The sequence below is a fragment of the Vibrio anguillarum genome, assembly GCF_003390515.1.
Classification (GTDB): Bacteria; Pseudomonadota; Gammaproteobacteria; order Enterobacterales; family Vibrionaceae; genus Vibrio; species Vibrio anguillarum.
In genome coordinates, this window is record NZ_CP031479.1 from 1,211,358 (window position 1) to 1,229,555 (window position 18,198).

Below are 18,198 nucleotides of genomic sequence, written 5' to 3' on the forward strand. Positions count from 1 at the left end.
ATCCATGTTATCGGTAACATGTTACCCGTAACTTAGAGATTTGTGAACTGAAACACAAACAAAACAATACGTGATATAAGGTGAAGAACATGGAATTGATGACTCAAAGCAGTAACCCTGCTTACCTATTAGCAATCGCGGGATGTGCGATTGCAGCACTACTGATTTTAATCATGAAGTTGAAGATACACGCCTTCGCTTCATTAACCTTAGTCAGCCTCGGCACTGCAATTGCCACCGGCGTTGCGGCGGAAAAAGTGGTCCCAACTATGATGTCTGGTTTTGGTGGAACCCTAGCGTCTGTTGCTTTGCTGGTCGGTTTAGGTGCGATGATTGGCAAAATTTTAGAAGTGACGGGCGGTGCTAAAGTGCTGGCCGATACCTTGATAGGCCGCTTTGGTGAAGAAAAAGCGCCGTTTGCACTGGGTATTGCTTCATTACTGTTTGGTTTTCCCATCTTCTTTGATGCGGGATTGATCGTGATGATGCCGATCATCTTTAGTGTAGCGAAGCGCTTTGGTGGCTCACCATTGAAATACGCGCTGCCTTCAGCTGGTGCTTTTGCCGTGATGCATGCTTTTGTGCCGCCTCATCCTGGGCCGGTTGCGGCTTCAGATCTTTTAGGTGCTGATCTTGGTCTGTTGCTGATTGTTGGTATCTTGGTCGCGATTCCTACTTGGTATTTTGGCGCTTACCTCTTTGGCCTGTATGCGGGTAAGAAATTTGATATTCCACTCTCCAAAGCGTTTTTTAATACCGAGCAAATTATTGATGAAAATAAATTGCCAAAATTTGCCACGGTATTAGCAATTTTAGTGATGCCTGTGCTGCTCATTTTTATGGATACAGGTCTTAATACTCTTGCGGTAGCAGGCGTGATTGACGGTAAAGCGCCATTGGTTGAATTCTTACGCATGTTGGGTAAAACCCCGGTGGCCCTGTTGCTGACTCTGCTAACTTGTTTACTGGTGTTTGCCAAAGATTTTGGAATGAACAAGCTGGAAAAACTGTGCAGTGACTCGTTAGCGCCTATCTGTGCGGTAATTCTTGTGACAGGTGCGGGCGGCATGTTTGGTGGTGTGTTGCGCGCCAGTGGCATTGGCCAAGCATTGGCTGACGTGTTATCCGATACCGGCATGCCTATCATAGTTGCGGCGTTTGTTATCGCAACTTGCTTACGTGTGGCGCAAGGCTCTGCCACCGTGGCACTAACCACCACCGCCGCTTTGATTGCGCCAATTGTGGCACAAACCACGGGTTTGAGTGAGTTGGATTTATGTTTTATCGTGATTGCGATTGCTGGTGGTGCAACGGTACTATCTCACTTTAATGACTCAGGCTTCTGGCTGGTTTCTCGCTTGATGGAAATGGATGAGAAAACCACACTCAAAACTTGGACTGTGATGGAAACACTGCTTGGTAGCATCGCGTTTGTGATTGTCGCTGTCCTAAGCTTCTTATTATAAAAAGCGTTTTACTATAAGGTTATGAAATGAAAACTCTTGAACAACGATTGAAAGAAATCAAAATCGTCCCTGTGATTGCGATTAATGATGCTAGCCAAGCGGTCCCTTTGGCCAAAGTATTGGTTGAAAATGGGTTGCCATGCGCGGAAGTGACCTTTAGAACAGAAGCGGCTGCAGAATCGATTCGTTTGATGCGTGCCGCCTACCCAGAGATGCTGATTGGCGCAGGGACAGTACTGACCACGGCGCAAGTAGACCAAGCCATTGAAGCGGGCGTGGACTTTGTAGTCAGCCCCGGTTTTAACCCAACCACGGTGAGATATTGCCAACAGCGTCATGTGGCAATTGTTCCGGGCGTCAATAACCCAAGTTTGGTTGAGCAAGCGATGGAAATGGGTTTGCGCACATTGAAATTCTTCCCAGCCGAGCCTTCAGGTGGCGTGGCGATGCTCAAAGCATTGACGGCCGTTTATCCGGTCAATTTCATGCCAACAGGTGGCGTTAGCCCAAGTAACGTTCAAGACTATTTGTCGATTAAATCCGTAGTGGCGTGTGGCGGTACGTGGATGGTACCGACAGATCTGATGGATAAAGGTGATTGGCAGGGAATTGCGGAATTGGTGAAAGCGCTATAACCCTTTCTATTTTCTTTAAGAACAACGGCTTGCTTCGGTAGGCCGTCTTTTTATTCCGTGCGCACCTCCGACCATTAACGATAAAAGTAATCGAGAGTAACGCGCGATCAAAAATCTCGTTACAATCGTTCTCCTACTCATTTCACGATAAGCCAAGCTATGTACGCAAACCGACGCGCAGAATTAATTTTAGTTATCACGACCTTATTGGCTGCTGCGGGCTGGGTGTTTTCCAAACAAGCCATTCAAGGCCTACCACCTTTTGGCTTTATTGGTGTGCGCTTTCTTTTAGCGTCGCTGTGCCTACTGCCATTTTGTCTCAAAGCGCTGCGCCAAGCCTCACTGCACGATTGTTTGAAATCGATGAGTGTGGGTGTGTTGCTAGGTGGCTCGATTTTTTGCTGGATCCACGCGATTTCCATTAGCGATACGCTAGGCGAGGGCGCATTCATCATGAGCCTCTCTATGCTGTTTGTTCCGTTATTAGCATGGCCGCTGTTTGGCGCTAAACCGGCGCGCGCATTTTGGTTGTCGCTACCCATTGCACTGATTGGGCTTTTTTTACTGTCGTGGAACGGGGAGTGGGTCGTCGCGACTAGCCAGCTGTGGTTTATGGCTGCGGCCTTTAGCCTGGCATTGCATTTTAACTTTAACAGTCGTTTTTCGGCTAATCTGCCGCCGATGTTGCTCACTACATTACAACTGTTTGTTGGCGGCTGCCTTGGGGTATTACTCTCTTTACTGTTTGAGTCATGGCCAGATCAAATAAGTTTGATGACATGGAAGTGGCTTGCTCTGAGCGTATTACTCGCCACCAGTTTGCGGTATTTGATGCAAACCATAGGTCAAAAGCACGCCAACCCCACCAATGCGGCGATATTAATGCTGCTTGAGCCAATCTGGACACTGGTTCTGAGCGTGCTGATTTATGATGAATCGATGCCAGCGAATAAGATTTTCGGCTGCGGCTTGCTGCTCTGTTCGCTTCTTTTCTATCGAATGGGCCATTTTCGTCATCGCTGAAATCATCGCAAATCTTTCAAAACGGTTTTGCTGCATAGTTTCTAGAGCTAAGGTGGGTTGGGCTGTAGTCATTGTGTGCGTTGATAGCGTGGAGAATATGATTATTGGGGCTGATAAATTATTTTGGGGAATTTTTGATTCAGACAAAATCAAGAAAATCGTTTTCTAAACTCTCGCGGCGTTAATCCCACAATATTAATGAAGGCCTTTCGACACGCGCTGATATCCTCGTAACCAACCTGATTTCCTATCCACTCAAATGAATGTTGTGTGCTTTCCAAGTAGTCACACGCACTCTGTATTCTAAGACGCTGCAAATACTGATTAGGGTTATGACCTGTAGCCTTTAAAAATCTTCGTTGCATCGTACGTTCGGTAACGTTTGCTTGCTTTGCTAACTGCTTTATAGACAACGATTCAGCATAACTCTGATGCATTATTTGTTGGACCGAAACAATCGCCATATCACCATGATAGAACGAAGGATTGAATTGTTGGTAGTAACTCTGCGCTCTCTGCGCTGTGTCGATAACCAGCGTTTTACCAAGTTGACGCACAACTCTTGGAGATGCATATTTGGCGATCAACTCAAACCCTAGATCTAGCCACGACATCATCCCGCCCGCCGTAATTATGTCACCGTGATCGACCAATATCTTATTGCTATTAAGCGTAATACTAGGAAACATTTTGGAAAATGTTTCTGCTAACGCCCAATGAGTTGTCACTTCTCTTTTACCAATTAAGTTAGTTGCGGCCAAAATAAATCCCCCCGCACAAGCAGATGATAGAACTGCACCTTTGGAATACTGCTTTCTAAGCCATTCAATAAGTTTGGCTTCAGGGACCAAGTAGTAATCATCTATTGAAGCAGGCGGTAGCAAAACAACTGTAAAGCTATCCTCTATAAGCTCATCATGCGAAATAATGACTGGTTCAAATAAGACCTCAATCCTTTGTTCCCAACAAACTCTGCTTGCAAGCAAAAACATCTCTTCAAGACCGTAAACAGCTGACTTCAATACTGAAGGATACTCGCAAATTCCAATCGTAATTTTTAACATGTCTATCTCTGAATTTGTCGTTTTTAACCTCTTTAATGTCATTTTAGCCTCTAAAAGTAATGCAGCAAGTTACTCATAATTTTTCTGAGCCAAAACTTAAAAAAACAGGATTTGGAAATGGGTAAAAAAGCATTGCTTGTAATTGATATACAAAACGACTATTTCCCTGACGGAAAATTTCCTTTGTGGAATACAGATAAAACCCTGAGCAACATTAAACAGCTCATTACTAAAGCCAACGCACAGCATGTTCCTGTATTCCTTATTCAACATATATCTTCTGCACCTCAAGGAATGGCACCTTTCTTTGAAGAAGGAAGTGACGGTATGAGAATTCACTCTGAAATAATGTCAATATGCCCTGATGCTGAAATTATCTGTAAACAGCACGCTGATGGTTTTCATCAAACTAATCTAGAAAAATCACTAGGAAAGCTCGATGTTGATGAGTTGCTGATCTGTGGAATGATGACTCAGAATTGCGTTACGCATACGGCAATATCAAAGAAAGCGGAAAAATATAAAGTCTCCATTATTGGAGATTGTTGTACGGCTACAGATAGAATGATTCATAACATAGCGTTAAATGCGGTATCAATTCGAGTACCTTTATTGGCTTTTTCTGAAGTGTTATAGAAGTAAACTGCCACAAGAAATGTATCGAGAATTCACTGGTATAATCTACCCGTAAGCTTTCTACCTAAAAACTTTGAAACACAAGCCATTTCAGTCAGTTGTTATGTTGGCTGAATTGGTTCGTATTTTAGGCAGTTTAGCGCTCATCAATAATATTGGCGAAGGGAAACGTTGAGCGCAGACTCCGCTCGTTTGTGAGTTCAGTTCGTGTTTGCTTATTTTGGAGTTTGTCTTAATGTTCACCCTTCCTCCCGTCGTGATGACTATTGGGCTTTTGTTGATCAGCAACGTATTTATGACCTTTGCTTGGTACGCTCACTTAAAAGATTTCAGCCACAAACCGTGGATTATTGCAGCGTTAGTCAGTTGGGGAATTGCCCTGTTTGAATATCTCTTCCAAGTACCCGCTAACCGGATTGGCTATACGGTATTAAACCTTGGCCAATTGAAAATATTGCAAGAAGTGATCACCTTATCGGTGTTTGTGCCTTTTGCATTGATCTACATGAAAGAGCCTTTCAGGCTTGATTTTGTGTGGGCAGGGCTCTGTTTGCTTGGCGCGGTGTTTTTTATTTTCAGACCGCAAATCCTCGAAGTACTTGCGAAAAGTATTGGCTGATTGCTGGTGAGTATTTGGCAGGCAACCAATATTTAAGAGGCAAATGCCGGATAAATAAACTCATAAAAAAAACCGTTGGGTGGGCAACGGCTTTTTTATGGGATTATTCGCTGAATTTCTTAAAAATAATCGAGGTGTTGATGCCACCAAAAGCAAAGTTATTGCTCATTATATATTGCACATCCAGCTCACGTCCTGTGCCTGTAATGTAATCAAGATCGCCACATTGCGGGTCGATGTTATCTAGGTTAAGGGTTGGATTAAACCAACCGCTGCGCATCATTTCTAAACCCAACCAAGCTTCAACCGCGCCACATGCGCCCAATGTGTGACCAAAATAACTTTTCAACGAGCTGATCGGCACTTTACCCAACGCGTTTGCGGTGGCGTGACTTTCGGCTATATCACCCCGGTCGGTCGCCGTGCCGTGAGCTGAAACATAGTCAATTTTATCTGCACTTAACTTGGCATCACGCAGCGCCATCTCCATGCAGATTTGCATGGTGTCCATTTGTGGTTGAGTGACATGGGCGGCATCGCAGTTGCTGGCAAAACCGATGATTTCTGCGTGAATGACGGCACCGCGTGCGATGGCGTGTTGATACTCTTCAAGCACTAAAGTTCCTGCACCTTCACCAATCACTAAACCATCACGCTGAGTATCATACGGGCGGGGGGTGGTTTTTGGCTGGTCGTTTTTGAGGCTAGTGGCAAATAAGGTATCAAATACGGCCGATTCGGTAGGGCAGAGCTCTTCACCACCGCCCGCCACCATTACGGTTTGGTAGCCGTGCTTGATCGCTTCGTACGCGTAACCGATGGCTTGGCTACCAGACGTGCAGGCGCTACTGGTTGGAATGACGCGGCCTTTGAGCCCGAAAAATAGACCTACGTTCACCGCTGCAGTGTGAGGCATCATCTGTACATAAGTGGTGGCGGTAATGGCTCGAGTGGTTTTTTCGTTGAGCATGACACCAAACGCACCGATGGCATCGGTACTGCCTGTTGATGAACCATAAGCGATACCGGTTTGGCCATTTGTCAGCACTTCATGACCAATTAAGCCTGCTTGCAGCAGCGCATTTTCGGTGGCAACGGTCGCCAGTTGTGACACGCGGCCCATACCTCGGACTTGCTTACGTTTGTAGTGGCTAGGCAGTGTAAAGCCCATTATTGGCGCGGCGAGTTTAGTGTTTAAACCCTCATACTGCTCATAGGAAGGCATATATTGAGTGGCATTTTCACAAGCTCTGAGTTTTGGCTCAATACTGGACCAGTCATTACCAAAAGCAGTCACGCCGGACATGCCTGTAACGACAACGCGGCGGGTCATACTAAGCCTCCATTAACCGAGATAACTTGGCGAGTGACATAAGCAGCAATATCAGACATTAAATAGCTCACAAGACCTGCGACTTCTTCGGGTTCACCCATGCGGCGTAAAGGAACTTGTGGCAGTGCGTGCTCTTTGACGTGCTCATCCACCATGCCTGTATCGATTAAACCCGGAGCAACGCAGTTGACGGTGATTTTGCGCTTAGCCAGTTCAAGCGCGAGCGATTTGGTCGCGCCAATCACGCCAGCTTTAGCGGCGCTGTAATTGGTTTGGCCCCGGTTGCCTGTGATGCCCGACACCGATGCTAAAGTCACAATGCGCCCACCTTGGCGTTTTTGCACCATTGGCATCACACAAGGGTGGAGGACGTTATAAAAGCTGTCTAAATTGGTGTGAATTACACCATCCCATTCTTGTTCTGTCATGGCGGGAAACGCCGTGTCACGAGTAATGCCCGCGTTATTGACCACGCCGTAATAAGCGCCATGCAGAGCAATATCGGCTTCTAATACTTCGCGACACTGAGCTCGGTTGCTGATGTCAAATTGAATCAGTCGGCCTGAACCACCGTTTTGCTCGATGGTCGCTAGTGTTTGCAGGGCACCTTGCTGGTCGCCCATGTAATGGACGGCAATGGCAAAACCATCTTTGGCGAGCGCAATCGCAATCGCTTTGCCTATGCCTTTACTCGCACCAGTCACTAATACGTGTCGGGTCATGCTTGACTCCTCATTTTCATTTCTTCTAATTTTTGTTCTGATGGCACATACACATTTAATTGGCATTCGGCCAAAAGCTGGTGTTGGTGCTCGATTCTTGCCTTAAACACGGCCATGCCATTGTCTTGCATTAGCTGTTCAGCGTAGATATCGAGCGTTTGCCCTGTCAGGAATGCATCGCACAGTGCTCGATAACGGCGACTGCCGAGCAGAAAGCCAATCGGCGGTTGAATGCCTTGGACAAGTGAGTGATACCCAGACCACGCGGCAATGGCTTGTGCCATAAACTCGATACCGACATAGGCCGGTATGCTTTGTGTCGCCGGGTCAAAAAACAGGTGGTGCGATTCAATATCCACTTGGCAGTGGATAGATTCGCTCTGTACCTCAAGCGCGCGGTCGATCAAAATCATCGGCGCTTGATGAGGCAGCAGTTGATCAATTGCAGGAAGCTTTGTCATTAACGTAACCAAAAATGAGGCTAATATTGTTGCCACCAAAAGCAAAGGAGTTGCTTAAAATGGCCTTGTTTTCTAAATATTGAGTGGTTTCCACTAGCGTAATATCGATGTCTGGCGCTTTGTTAGCACAGCGCTGAATGGGCAAAGGCAATTGGTATTGCAGTATGTGCCAAGCAATGGCGGCTTCGGTTGCACTGGCCGCGCCGAGCGTGTGTCCAGTGAGTGGTTTGGTTGAACTCACCGCAACGTGCTGGCCAAAAACGCGGGAAATCGCTTTACTTTCCATGCTGTCATTGAGCGGTGTTGCGGTGCCGTGAGCGTTGATATAGCCGATATCACTGGCGGTTAATTTGGCATCTTGCAGCGCGTTACGCATCGCTTGTTCTGCACCGTTTCCATCTGGGTGGGGCGCAGAAATATGGTGTGCATCGGAACTGTCGCCAGCACCCAATAGCGCAATGGCGTGAGCGTGTTGCTGAGACGGCGTTTTACCCAGCAGCATAAAAGCGGCAGATTCACCAATGTTGATGCCATCTCGCTGTGCATCAAACGGTTTACACAAACGTTGAGACAGCGCTTCTAAACCGTTAAAACCATTGAGTGTTAAGCGGCACAAAGTGTCGGCACCACCGACAATCACCGCATCAACCAACCCAGCATTAAGCATTCTTTTGGCGGTGATAAAGATGCGGCCACTGGACGAACAGGCGGTCGAAATGGCGTAGCAGGGGCCGCTTATTGCAAAATAGCGAGCGATAAAATCACTGCAATTGCCTAATTCCTGTTTGTAGTAGTGGTAGTCGCTTGGGAATTCGCCCTGCTCTAACTTGTGGGCGAGTGCGATTTCGCCATCAGCAATGCCGGACGTGCTCGTGCCAACCACCACTGCGATGCGATCTGCACCATAGGTGGCAATCGCGTGGCGGACACTTGGTTCGATTTGTTGCAGTGCCGATAAAGCCAGTTGGTTGTTACGCGTATTGAACGCACTTAGATGTGCTGGGATTTCTGGTAGTGGCTCACTCACTCGGCCTACGATGGTTGCGGTGCCAGTATTGAGCGACGTGCCGTCAGCCACCATGTTGTCACAATAGCCCTGCGCTAAACTTTGGTGAATGTGCGACGAGTCACTCCCCATCGCGCAGTGAAAACCGCAGTCTTGGACATAAATAGGTGAGCGAGAATCAATAGGAGAAGTCGTGGATGAGTTCATGATAGCTATCTACGGTTGTGTGGGCGGCAAAGGGTGCTGGGCACTGAGCGTTGTAATCGTAATGGTGTAATTCAATAATTGATTGTGGAAGCGAATATCGCCCTTCATCGAGAAGGGATGTTGATAATCAATAACAATCACTGTTTCACCCAGTTCATTGATGAGTGTTCGTCTATTCTCATCATCAATGATTTGCCACTTTACCTTATTTAACGAGGCTTCCCAAGCATTTCGCGGCCAGAGCGTGATCATCAGGTTAAAGAGTATCTGTTCGGGCTTCGGCAAGGTGTTTTCCAAGCCATTGAGCACGCTGGTCTCAATAGTATCTTGCTGATAATTGAGCGATAAAATCCTCGTTCCCCAAGATGAAAACCCTGCCAGCACAATCTTGTCATCGGTCACCTGCAACTGGACCGGAAGCTGTTGGTTGTGCTGGCCGTTATCATCTTGCCAATGGGCGCTGATCAACTGACTTGCCGTGACTTGGTACCCAAGTTGCGCAGGTTTGGGCAGAGTAACGAATGTGTTGGGGCTAATTTCTACCTGTGTGGAGGCTTGGTTTGGCACTAAAGAGCAGCCAGACAACATCAGTAACAGCAAGGGCAGCGCACGGCGTATTCTCATCATCATAGTTTTTCCTCATGCGCTTTCATGGCGGCAGGTTGTGATTTGATCGCCATTGGTGAAAGCAACCAAGCAACGAAAATGCCGCTCAGTACCGTCAAACCAAAACTGTGGATGGCGTGAGTTTGGCTAAGAGCAAGCAGACCAAACGAGAGCAAAGTCGTTAGTGCCGAAAGGGTTATGGCAAGCAAGGTACTGTGACTGCGGGCTTGTTCGGCAAAAAAGAGCGTGTAATCAATACCGATACCTATCACTAATACCAGCGCTAATAGATTGAATAAATTGAGCGTAGAGCCTGTTGCGACGGTGACGGCTAACCCAGCGATGCAAGCAATCAGGGAAGGTAACATAATGCGAATGCTGTGTTTCACGCCGTAGCGCCAAATAGTGAGAGCGCTGATCAAGGTCAGAGCCAGCGCAATTAACTCCATCACTTTAAGGCGATACTGCCCAAACAGGGTCGAGATCTCTTCGGTTTTATTCAAATAGGCGTAGTCGCTATTTTGCGCCGCAAACTGCTTAATTACTGCTGCTTGGTGAACCTCTTTCAACAGCACTACCGCCGCCACTTTTTGCTCAACTTCACCTAAATAAAGAAAGCGCAGCGGCTGGGAAACATCATGGGCTAAATAATGCGCCAGTGTCATGGGTAAAAATGACGCTTCCAGTTTAGGAGCCGAAGATAGTTTCAGCGTGTGAGCCAGTACTGCGCCTTGGTTTGCGTACAGTGCTTCAACCAGTGCGTAGTTTTCTTGCTGACGCTTAAGCGAGCTGATGTTTTGGCTTAAACTTTGGTAGCCAGAAAGTACGCCTTGTTGTTGCCATTGTGAAAATTGCGTATCTAATTTTTCTAACTGCTGCATTAATGCTTCATCATCGTTGGCACTGACGACCAACATTTGCTGTGATGATTGAATACCAGTCAAGGCGCTGATTTGCAGCTCTTGCTGTTTCAAGTCGCTAGGCATGGCTTGCAATTGTCGAATGTCATCGTTGTAGTGCACTTGCGTCAGGGCAAGACTGCTGATGATCAATAACGCCGTGGGTAGGCCCCATTTAACCCATGGCTTTTGCCAAAGCGCAAACCATAAGGACCAATAAGTGATGCCGGGAAGCGTTCTCGATGGACTTGGTTTTTTGGCCAAAATCGGATACCAAGCCACGACCGTCGCGTAAGCGGCAACGAGACCTAAGGCGGAAAATAGCGCTAGCTGTTGTAAGCCGGGGAAAGGGGCGACCAGTAGACCGAGATAGCCAATTAAACTGGTGATTAACCCTAAGGTAATGGCCGTCAGAATATGCTTTAGTCCTTGCACGCTGTCCCATTGTTCATTTGCGGCAAGGCGATCGGTCAGGTAGTGAAAGGCGTAGTCGATTGAAACGCCAATCAGGCTGGCCCCAAACACTAAGCTAAACAGATGGAGCTGACCAAAAAACGCGGTGGTGATCACCATGGCAACCACTAACCCAACGGATACCGAGAGCAGTGCCAACAGTAAAGGCATGGCACTGCGAAAAACCAGCATCACCAACAGCACAATGCCGAGTAATGAGAAAAGGCCAATAGTGCTGATTTCTGACTTGGCACTTTGAGTACCAAAATCGGCGTAAAATAAAACACCAGTGTGATAAATGTCCGTACTAAATTGTTGCTTGATGCGTTGTTGCCATTGAGCAATATCGGGCACCACTTGTTGCGCTTTGAAACTGTATGGTGAGTCGTTGAGCTGCGCGGTGATCAGCACGTATTTTTGGCCTTGATACTCGCGGGTTAAGTATCCATCTTGCAAACGAAAATGAGACGATAGCTGGCTAAGTTGTGCTAAGTAGTCGCGAAATAGCAGAAAAGGGTCGTGACTGAGCTCTTGCCCTGTTACCCCAGAAAAAGGGTTATATAGGGCTTGCACCACCGCTTGCACTTGTTGTTCGGGATGTTGACTGAGCTGACTGCGTTGCTCGTTGGTGAGCAGTTGTGCTCGATGTTGAAAGTAGTAACTGGCCCAAGCGCTCTGTTGAATGGCATCGATTTTCCCAACCACATCCTTGAAATAGCCACTCTGCTTGAGCTCGCTTTCTAGCGCTGTAACGGATTTGAGCCGGTCAGCCTCATTGGGCGCAGTGACAATAAAGACCACCTTATCGCTCATACTGGCAGTGACTTTTTCAAACGCTTGCTCGGCGAGCACACTTTGCTGGTTGACCGGCAGTAGCTTAAGGATATCTGTCTCGATCGGTGAGGCTGCTGAAAAGACCCACTGCTTGAGTAGTAAGCCAAGACAAAGGGTCACAAAAGCCAACCAGAACAATGCCAGCCGGTTCGATTTAGAAGTTAAACTGTGCTTGCTCAGCATGGGTTAAACGCTCTGGCTGGTGGTTTTGGTTAGTAAACTGAATCTCGGTTTTGTCGCCTCGCACTTCTTGCAGGATCAAACCATCAATGTCATCTCGCCCCGTTAATGTTATCGAGGTAAACACCGAGCTCAGTGGCGCATTTCTCGGCGTTAAATTTAGCTGCCACTGGCCATCTTCGCTGTGCAGCGTCATCGTAAATTGTTCATTCAATTGCTGCGTGTCACCATAAAATACCGACAAAAAGAGATGGCTGAAATAAAACGCCATTGGGTTCTCTTTTTCGGTAATCACCTGTGGTGGTTGGTTAGCAAAAGTTTGGCGAAGCTTGTCTTGAGTTAGCACCAAATTAACTGGAAATGGTGAGTATTGTTGCCAAAGTAAGCCATTTTGTTTATCAAGCAAGAATTTCCCGGCTGACGACAGTGGTTGTTCGAACATCTCAATATGGCGGAGTTGAGTAAACTCTCCGCGTACGATCTGGTGTTTCGCCAACTGCGCTTGCAGTGAGGCAAGGTCGGTCACTTGTGCCCAGAGTAGGGGCGAGAATAGAGCTAAAGTTAGCCAGAGAAAACGGCGCATCATAATTTCCCATAGGTATGCCAGTGCTGCACTTTGTCGGTAAATAGCGTTGGGGAAGCGAAACACATCTCTTGCGTGTCGATGCGAACCGCTACTTGAGTGGTGTGCGCTTTACACATTCGTTGCCCGGTCTGGCTATCAAAAATCATGTAGTCAACACGCAAGCGATTTTCCCATTCTGTCAAGGTCGCTTTGATACGAATCGTATGGTTGAACGGGATCGCTTTCACGTACTTCACGTGGGTATCAATCACTGGCCATAGGTAGCCCGACTGAGTCATCGCGTGATAGCTATAATCAATTTTTTCCATCAGCACGCGGCGTGCTTCTTCAAAAAAACGAAAATAATTGCCGTGGTAGATAACGCCCATTGGGTCGGCATCTTGAAACGAGGTGACTAAAGTCACCTCACTTTCCAATGGATGAAGTACATCGCTCATCGCGCTTCCTAGTAAAGTGTCCAGTGGCGTTGTTGAATGCGGCTAATAAAGTGGCGCAAATCATGTTCTAGCGGACGATCTTCCACCACAAAGTCAAACTCTTGTAACACGGCTAAGCGCATCTGCTTGATATTGTGACTCATGTGTTGCTCATCCAGCTCATGATGACGTTTGCGCAATTCTATTGCTTGGGTCGCTGCCAACAGCGAGGCGGCCGCCACTTGTTCTGTCAGTTCAAGCACACGTAGACAATCACGCGCGGCAATGGTTCCCATGCTGACTTTGTCTTGATTGTGACACTCAGTCGAACGTGAAAAAACGCTGGCAGGCATGGTATGTTTCAAGGCTTCGGCCGTCCACGCTGAAATGCCAATCTGCACGGCTTTAAAGCCGTGGTTGATCGGTTTTCTTTCACCTTCTGCGCCAGTTAAGTTAAAAGGCAAACCGTTGTTGAATTTGTAATCCATCAATTGCGCCATTTGGCGATCGAGCAAATCGGCTAGGTTAGCAACCTGTGTTTTTAAGGTATCCATTGCCATGGCAATGTGGCCGCCGTAAAAATGACCGCCGTGCAGTACGCGTTCATTATCGCCATCGATGATGGGGTTGTCGTTGGCACTGTTGAGCTCATTTTCAATCAGTTGACGTAGCCACGGCAGTGCATCTTGTACGGTGCCAATCACATGGGGTGCGCAGCGCAATGAATAGCGATCTTGCAGGCGATCACTGTTGCGAGGTGGGCGCTCTGCTTGTAAGTCATCGCGTAGCCATGCTGCGATTTGTTGCTGACCAGGATGCGGCTTGACGGCAAATAGTGCGGCATCAAAATGGAAGTCGTTACCCTGAATACCGACAGACACCATGGCGGTAATTTTGGTGCAGAGTTGAGTTAAATACTCGGCGCGTTTATAGGCTAAACAGGCCAAAGCAGTCATGACTGATGTGCCGTTCATCAGCGCTAATCCCTCTTTTGGTTTTAGCTTGATCGGGCGAATACCTAGTTCGTTAAACACATCTTGAGTTGGGCGCATCTCACCTTTATAAAGCACGTCGCGCTCACCAATCAGTGTGGCCGCGAGGTAGGAGAGTGGCGTTAAATCGCCGCTTGCCCCGACCGAACCTTCTTGTGGAATACGAGGGGCGATATCGTGGTTGATCAAGGTGATGATTTGGTTAAGCAGTTCATGGCTCACACCAGAGACACCTTGCGCTAGTGAACACAAGCGTGTTGCTAATACTGCGCGAGATTGCTGATGGCTTAATACCTCGCCTAAGCCACAGCCGTGAAAGCGAGTCAAATGCAGTGGTAATTGGTCTACTAGATTCGGCGGAATGGCAACGGTACATGAATCACCATAGCCGGTGGTTACGCCGTAAATCACGCCTTCTTCTTTTAAAAGTCGTTCTAGAAAAGCGACGCCGCGATCAATTTTAGCGGTGAATTCCGCTGAAGAATTGAGGCTGGCCTGCGCGCCTTGCGAAATCGCGACAACATCTTCAATGGTGAGGCGATCGACGCCAAAAGTTATGCGGTTATCTGTCTGAATCATCATGCTGCTGTTTACTTAGAGTCCAAAAGTTGAAAAAGTTATACCACTGCAGTGGAGCTTGCAGTGTGTAATGTTCCAGCCGATCAGCGTAGCGTTGTACTACCTGCGCTAGCGCCGCTTGTCGCTCTTTTCTCGGTAAATCTATGTTGTCGCTAAAGTGCTCGAAATAGACGTTAAAATGTGGAGTTTTAGAACGTTCATCTCTTAAGCCAAACAAAAGGTAGACGGGAGCTTTCAACACCGAGGCCAACATAAAAGGGCCTTGTGGAAACGGTGCGGGTTGGCCTAAAAAATCGGCCCATACGGCTCGGGTCTCTTTGCTGGTGGACGTTCTATCTCCGACGATCACCACCCATTCTCCTTGCTCTATTTTCTGTTGAAGCAAAATAGCGGTATCAGGGCCCAAACGGCTCACTTGAATGAGGTTCAGTTCTGAGTTGGGATTGATCGCTTTCATTACCGCATTGAAGCGTTCGGCGTGCTCGGTGAAGACTAACGCATTGATCTTAATATGAGAATGCCGACGTCCCAGAGCGCGGCACAGTTCAATATTTCCAAGATGAGATCCTAAAAGAAGCACTCCTTGTTTACGTTCTACTAGGGCTTGGAACGATTCTTGACCATGGATGGTCAAGTTTTTTACCGAAAAATCGCCTTTCCATGCCGCCAATTTATCCAGCATAGTGTGGCCAAAAGAGAGCAGATGGTTATAGCTAGAGAGATGATTTGGCAGCGTGATTTGGCGACGGTTTGCGTAACTTTGTAAGTGCTGTAAATATTGTTCAGAGGCTTGGCGAGCTTGTTTTCCAGTAAGGTAGTAATAGCCCATTACAAGTTTCAGCATCAGGTTAAAAATTGGCCGCCCGAGTAGGCTATATACCGCCAGTAACGCTTTAATACCCAGAACCGTTCCTCGTTCTTGACGCTTTGACCAGTGCGGGTTTGGCTCTGCACCACTTTTGTTGTGCCTGCTTTGGTTGCGTTTCAGCAGTTGAGGGATACGCGGTAACATGCCAAAAAATAATTTGCTGTGCATCCAACTGATTTTGACGTTATCCCACAGAGCATCAAAATGAGAGACGCCTCCTTCAGGATAAATGACGCGAGTTTCCACAAAATCGATATCGACCCCGTGCCAATACATGCGAACTAAGATTTCGATATCGAAATCCATGCGCGTGCCGATCTTATGGTTATTGAGCACCTCAACGGTGAGGTCTACAGGATACGCGCGAAAACCACACATACTGTCTTTGATCGTAAAGGATAGCGTTTCAATCCAAACCCAAATATGCGTTGCGTAACGGCCATATAAACGCGCTTTGGGTACGCTGTCATCGTAAATCGGCTGACCAGAAATTAGGTGGTTTGGATGTTGCTTTGACGCGGCCAGTAATTTAGGCAGCGCTTGTAAATCATGTTGGCCATCGGCATCAATTTGGATGACGTGGCTAAACCCCAACTGCTGCGCTTGGCGAATGCCAGCCATTACCGCGCCACCTTTTCCTTGGTTTTGTTCTAGGGTAATGAGGTGAACATGTGTTTGCTGGACGACGTTGCTCAACGCCTGTTTTGTTTGCTGATTGCTGCCATCATCAACCAGTAAAATGGGAAGTTCAAATGCGCTGAGTGATGAGACAACTTCTGCTACTGTGCTGCCGTGGTTGTAGCACGGAATTAAAAAACAAGCTTGATAATCAGCCACAGATTTCACCCAACTTCATTTTTCCTGATGAGTGAATGATGTTTAAACCCTCACGCTGTGAACTATAACTAAACGCGAGTTTCTGTTTTTCCTCATCCCAACTTAATGCCAGTTGAACGGTCATGTCTGGCAAGATAGGTTCTTGGAATTTGATCACTTCCATACCTTGAAAGCTTGTGGGTACAGATAAGTATTCTCGTGCATAGCGCAGTGTCCAATCGATTTGGGTAACGCCTGGCAGCAATGGGAAATGCTCAAAGTGTCCTGAAAAATCAATAATGTCGGCGTCAACGCGCAGCGTCAAATTCACCGTGTGAGGCTGAGTTTCAGCACATAATAATGTGGGTGTTCTTTTGGCCATAATCTATTGGGCTTCGTTATTTTTATGGTTGGAATAGTGTTTCTAGTTCAGCAACAAGGCGCTTACCTTGGCTGTTGAGAGGGATCTCTTTTACCACTCTAAAGCGTCGAGGTACAGCAATAGGTTCTAACCATTGGCGCAGTTCAGAGCGCAGCAACAGCCAGAACTTCCCCTTTCCAAGCTGAGCTAATTTTTCAGTGCCGCTGGCTGACAGTACAATCGCTGAGATTAAGATCAAACGTTCACCGTCTTGTTGTGGTAACACGGCTGTTTCACTGATCCACGGCAGTTGTTCAATACGCTGTTCCACTTCAACCAGTGAGATCCGTTTTTCTTCGATTTTGATGATGCGATCGGTGCGACCTTTCAAGGTAAAGTGCCGTTGGTCGGAAAACTCACATTCATCGGCTGTTTGATACCAATGATTCGGATCAATGTGTGCAGAGCGCAAGGCTAAGCAGTTCTCGCTGTTAAGTCTTGCTTCAACGGAGGGGAAAAGCTGCCATTGCTGCGTTGCACTGTGCTGTTGCCGAAAAGCGATGCCGCCAGTTTCCGTACTGCCATACACTTCGATAGGTCGTTGCCCAAACAGGGTTTTTGCGTGACAAGAAGCAGAGTAGGGAAGCGGGCCACCGGAAGAAAACAGTGTGCGCAGTGGGCTTGGCTGGTGCTCTTGTGACAAGCGTTTCAATAGCGCAGGGCTACTGATCAGCACAGTGTCCGGATGCGCATGTGCGGTCACTTGTTCTGGAAATTCCAAGTTATGGCGGGCAAATGCTCGCCCTGCACACAGTGGCCATAACACACGAAATAGCAGCCCATAAATATGTTGATGAGAAACCGTACTTTCCACTTTTGCACCAATGAGCTGTTCGCCCCAAAGCTGCTCTAAAATGGCGATTTCAGCTTCAAGCTGCCGCAGTGTTTTGATGATAGCCTTAGGCTGACCGCTGGAGCCTGACGTAAACAGCGTCACGGTTTGTGTCTCTAATGAAAGTGGTGCAAAACAAACGGCTTCATCGCGCATGTCGTTGGGTAGCGCTAAATGGTTAAGAGAGAGAGTTGGCGTAGAATTGGGTATTGTTATTGCCTCATCACACAGCAACAACTCAAAGTTTTGGCTCAGTTCTGCCAGTACCGCAGGTTGATAATTACCGGGCAGAATTAATGATTTTTGCGTGTAGCAGACGGCGAAAAAACCGACTGAGAACCGATAGCTATCGCCAGCACACAGTGCAATATGATGTTCATTTCGCGATGCTAATTGCCGGCTTAGTTGGCTGACATCGGCGACAAAGTTTGCCCAGTTAATGGTGTTATTGAGGTCAAAAGCAACACAATGCGAATCGTTTCTTGGTGAGGAGAGTAACGTTGCAAGCGAGCAAAAATCGGGGTTGCCGAAAGTCATAGCGTAC

18 protein-coding genes are annotated in these 18,198 nt (G+C 47.3%); 5 read left to right on the forward strand and 13 right to left on the reverse strand.

Features of this window, described 5'->3' with window-relative positions; genetic code table 11:
- Window positions 1–89 precede the first annotated feature (89 nt).
- The 3 genes from DD616_RS09710 (at window position 90) to DD616_RS09720 (ending at window position 3,124) form a co-directional block, all read left to right on the forward strand.
- Complete coding sequence (locus tag DD616_RS09710) at window positions 90–1,466, forward strand: GntP family permease (protein WP_026027816.1); 1,377 nt, start codon at window positions 90–92, stop codon at window positions 1,464–1,466.
- Window positions 1,467–1,492: 26 nt separating this feature from the next.
- Entirely contained in the window at window positions 1,493–2,101 is a 609-nt protein-coding gene (locus tag DD616_RS09715) for a bifunctional 4-hydroxy-2-oxoglutarate aldolase/2-dehydro-3-deoxy-phosphogluconate aldolase (protein WP_017047051.1), read from the forward strand.
- 159 nt (window positions 2,102–2,260) lie between these two features.
- Entirely contained in the window at window positions 2,261–3,124 is an 864-nt protein-coding gene (locus tag DD616_RS09720) for a DMT family transporter (protein WP_017047050.1), read from the forward strand.
- A 149-nt stretch (window positions 3,125–3,273) separates the two neighbouring features.
- On the opposite strand, the gene DD616_RS09725 is transcribed toward DD616_RS09720, so the two are convergent.
- Window positions 3,274–4,188: a GlxA family transcriptional regulator gene (locus DD616_RS09725; RefSeq protein WP_208872220.1), complete on the reverse strand. Its 915-nt coding sequence runs from the start codon at window positions 4,186–4,188 to the stop codon at window positions 3,274–3,276.
- A gap of 117 nt (window positions 4,189–4,305) precedes the next feature.
- Here DD616_RS09725 and DD616_RS09730 point away from each other — a divergent pair, with 117 nt between their 5' ends.
- Both DD616_RS09730 and DD616_RS09735 read left to right on the forward strand, forming a co-directional pair.
- On the forward strand, window positions 4,306–4,824 hold the full coding sequence (locus tag DD616_RS09730) for a cysteine hydrolase family protein (protein WP_105976590.1): 519 nt from the start codon (window positions 4,306–4,308) through the stop codon (window positions 4,822–4,824).
- A gap of 235 nt (window positions 4,825–5,059) precedes the next feature.
- On the forward strand, window positions 5,060–5,443 hold the full coding sequence (locus DD616_RS09735) for a DMT family protein (protein WP_208872222.1): 384 nt from the start codon (window positions 5,060–5,062) through the stop codon (window positions 5,441–5,443).
- A 103-nt stretch (window positions 5,444–5,546) separates the two neighbouring features.
- Here the strand turns inward: DD616_RS09735 and DD616_RS09740 are convergent, their stop codons facing one another.
- Genes DD616_RS09740 through DD616_RS09795 form a run of 12 tightly spaced genes read right to left on the reverse strand, consistent with a single transcriptional unit; the run spans window position 5,547 to window position 18,191 of the window.
- Window positions 5,547–6,776: a beta-ketoacyl-ACP synthase gene (locus DD616_RS09740; RefSeq protein WP_208872224.1), complete on the reverse strand. Its 1,230-nt coding sequence runs from the start codon at window positions 6,774–6,776 to the stop codon at window positions 5,547–5,549.
- Entirely contained in the window at window positions 6,773–7,498 is a 726-nt protein-coding gene (locus DD616_RS09745; RefSeq protein ID WP_017045136.1) for a 3-ketoacyl-ACP reductase FabG2, read from the reverse strand. The genes DD616_RS09740 and DD616_RS09745 overlap by 4 nt, the downstream gene beginning before the upstream one ends.
- Complete coding sequence (locus DD616_RS09750) at window positions 7,495–7,959, reverse strand: hotdog family protein (protein WP_170888735.1); 465 nt, start codon at window positions 7,957–7,959, stop codon at window positions 7,495–7,497. The genes DD616_RS09745 and DD616_RS09750 overlap by 4 nt, the downstream gene beginning before the upstream one ends.
- Complete coding sequence (locus tag DD616_RS09755) at window positions 7,937–9,172, reverse strand: beta-ketoacyl-[acyl-carrier-protein] synthase family protein (RefSeq protein WP_208872226.1); 1,236 nt, start codon at window positions 9,170–9,172, stop codon at window positions 7,937–7,939. Before DD616_RS09755 ends, DD616_RS09750 begins: the two co-directional genes overlap by 23 nt.
- Window positions 9,173–9,181: 9 nt before the next feature.
- On the reverse strand, window positions 9,182–9,802 hold the full coding sequence (locus tag DD616_RS09760; RefSeq protein WP_017045139.1) for a DUF3261 domain-containing protein: 621 nt from the start codon (window positions 9,800–9,802) through the stop codon (window positions 9,182–9,184).
- On the reverse strand, window positions 9,799–12,147 hold the full coding sequence (locus DD616_RS09765; RefSeq protein ID WP_208872227.1) for an MMPL family transporter: 2,349 nt from the start codon (window positions 12,145–12,147) through the stop codon (window positions 9,799–9,801). Before DD616_RS09765 ends, DD616_RS09760 begins: the two co-directional genes overlap by 4 nt.
- Complete coding sequence (locus DD616_RS09770) at window positions 12,119–12,730, reverse strand: LolA family protein (RefSeq protein WP_208872229.1); 612 nt, start codon at window positions 12,728–12,730, stop codon at window positions 12,119–12,121. The genes DD616_RS09765 and DD616_RS09770 overlap by 29 nt, the downstream gene beginning before the upstream one ends.
- Entirely contained in the window at window positions 12,727–13,167 is a 441-nt protein-coding gene (locus tag DD616_RS09775; RefSeq protein ID WP_017045142.1) for an acyl-CoA thioesterase, read from the reverse strand. Before DD616_RS09775 ends, DD616_RS09770 begins: the two co-directional genes overlap by 4 nt.
- Window positions 13,168–13,175: 8 nt before the next feature.
- Window positions 13,176–14,720, reverse strand: coding sequence for an HAL/PAL/TAL family ammonia-lyase (locus DD616_RS09780; protein WP_208872231.1), 1,545 nt, complete (start codon window positions 14,718–14,720; stop codon window positions 13,176–13,178).
- Window positions 14,701–16,431, reverse strand: coding sequence for a glycosyltransferase family 2 protein (locus tag DD616_RS09785; protein WP_208872232.1), 1,731 nt, complete (start codon window positions 16,429–16,431; stop codon window positions 14,701–14,703). Before DD616_RS09785 ends, DD616_RS09780 begins: the two co-directional genes overlap by 20 nt.
- Window positions 16,415–16,783, reverse strand: coding sequence for an ApeI family dehydratase (locus tag DD616_RS09790; protein WP_208872233.1), 369 nt, complete (start codon window positions 16,781–16,783; stop codon window positions 16,415–16,417). The genes DD616_RS09785 and DD616_RS09790 overlap by 17 nt, the downstream gene beginning before the upstream one ends.
- 22 nt (window positions 16,784–16,805) lie before the next feature.
- Window positions 16,806–18,191, reverse strand: coding sequence for an AMP-binding protein (locus tag DD616_RS09795; protein WP_208872234.1), 1,386 nt, complete (start codon window positions 18,189–18,191; stop codon window positions 16,806–16,808).
- Window positions 18,192–18,198: the final 7 nt, after the last annotated feature.

Coding starts and splice junctions, on each gene's coding strand:
- DD616_RS09720 (WP_017047050.1), top strand. CDS start 2,261: ATGTACGCAAACCGACGCGCAGAATTAATTTTAGTTATCACGACCTTA.
- DD616_RS09760 (WP_017045139.1), bottom strand. CDS start 9,802: ATGATGATGAGAATACGCCGTGCGCTGCCCTTGCTGTTACTGATGTTG.
- DD616_RS09770 (WP_208872229.1), bottom strand. CDS start 12,730: ATGATGCGCCGTTTTCTCTGGCTAACTTTAGCTCTATTCTCGCCCCTA.
- DD616_RS09730 (WP_105976590.1), top strand. CDS start 4,306: ATGGGTAAAAAAGCATTGCTTGTAATTGATATACAAAACGACTATTTC.
- DD616_RS09725 (WP_208872220.1), bottom strand. CDS start 4,188: ATGTTAAAAATTACGATTGGAATTTGCGAGTATCCTTCAGTATTGAAG.
- DD616_RS09740 (WP_208872224.1), bottom strand. CDS start 6,776: ATGACCCGCCGCGTTGTCGTTACAGGCATGTCCGGCGTGACTGCTTTT.
- DD616_RS09795 (WP_208872234.1), bottom strand. CDS start 18,191: ATGACTTTCGGCAACCCCGATTTTTGCTCGCTTGCAACGTTACTCTCC.
- DD616_RS09745 (WP_017045136.1), bottom strand. CDS start 7,498: ATGACCCGACACGTATTAGTGACTGGTGCGAGTAAAGGCATAGGCAAA.
- DD616_RS09775 (WP_017045142.1), bottom strand. CDS start 13,167: ATGAGCGATGTACTTCATCCATTGGAAAGTGAGGTGACTTTAGTCACC.
- DD616_RS09710 (WP_026027816.1), top strand. CDS start 90: ATGGAATTGATGACTCAAAGCAGTAACCCTGCTTACCTATTAGCAATC.
- DD616_RS09750 (WP_170888735.1), bottom strand. CDS start 7,959: ATGACAAAGCTTCCTGCAATTGATCAACTGCTGCCTCATCAAGCGCCG.
- DD616_RS09715 (WP_017047051.1), top strand. CDS start 1,493: ATGAAAACTCTTGAACAACGATTGAAAGAAATCAAAATCGTCCCTGTG.
- DD616_RS09765 (WP_208872227.1), bottom strand. CDS start 12,147: ATGCTGAGCAAGCACAGTTTAACTTCTAAATCGAACCGGCTGGCATTG.
- DD616_RS09755 (WP_208872226.1), bottom strand. CDS start 9,172: ATGAACTCATCCACGACTTCTCCTATTGATTCTCGCTCACCTATTTAT.
- DD616_RS09735 (WP_208872222.1), top strand. CDS start 5,060: ATGTTCACCCTTCCTCCCGTCGTGATGACTATTGGGCTTTTGTTGATC.
- DD616_RS09780 (WP_208872231.1), bottom strand. CDS start 14,720: ATGATGATTCAGACAGATAACCGCATAACTTTTGGCGTCGATCGCCTC.
- DD616_RS09790 (WP_208872233.1), bottom strand. CDS start 16,783: ATGGCCAAAAGAACACCCACATTATTATGTGCTGAAACTCAGCCTCAC.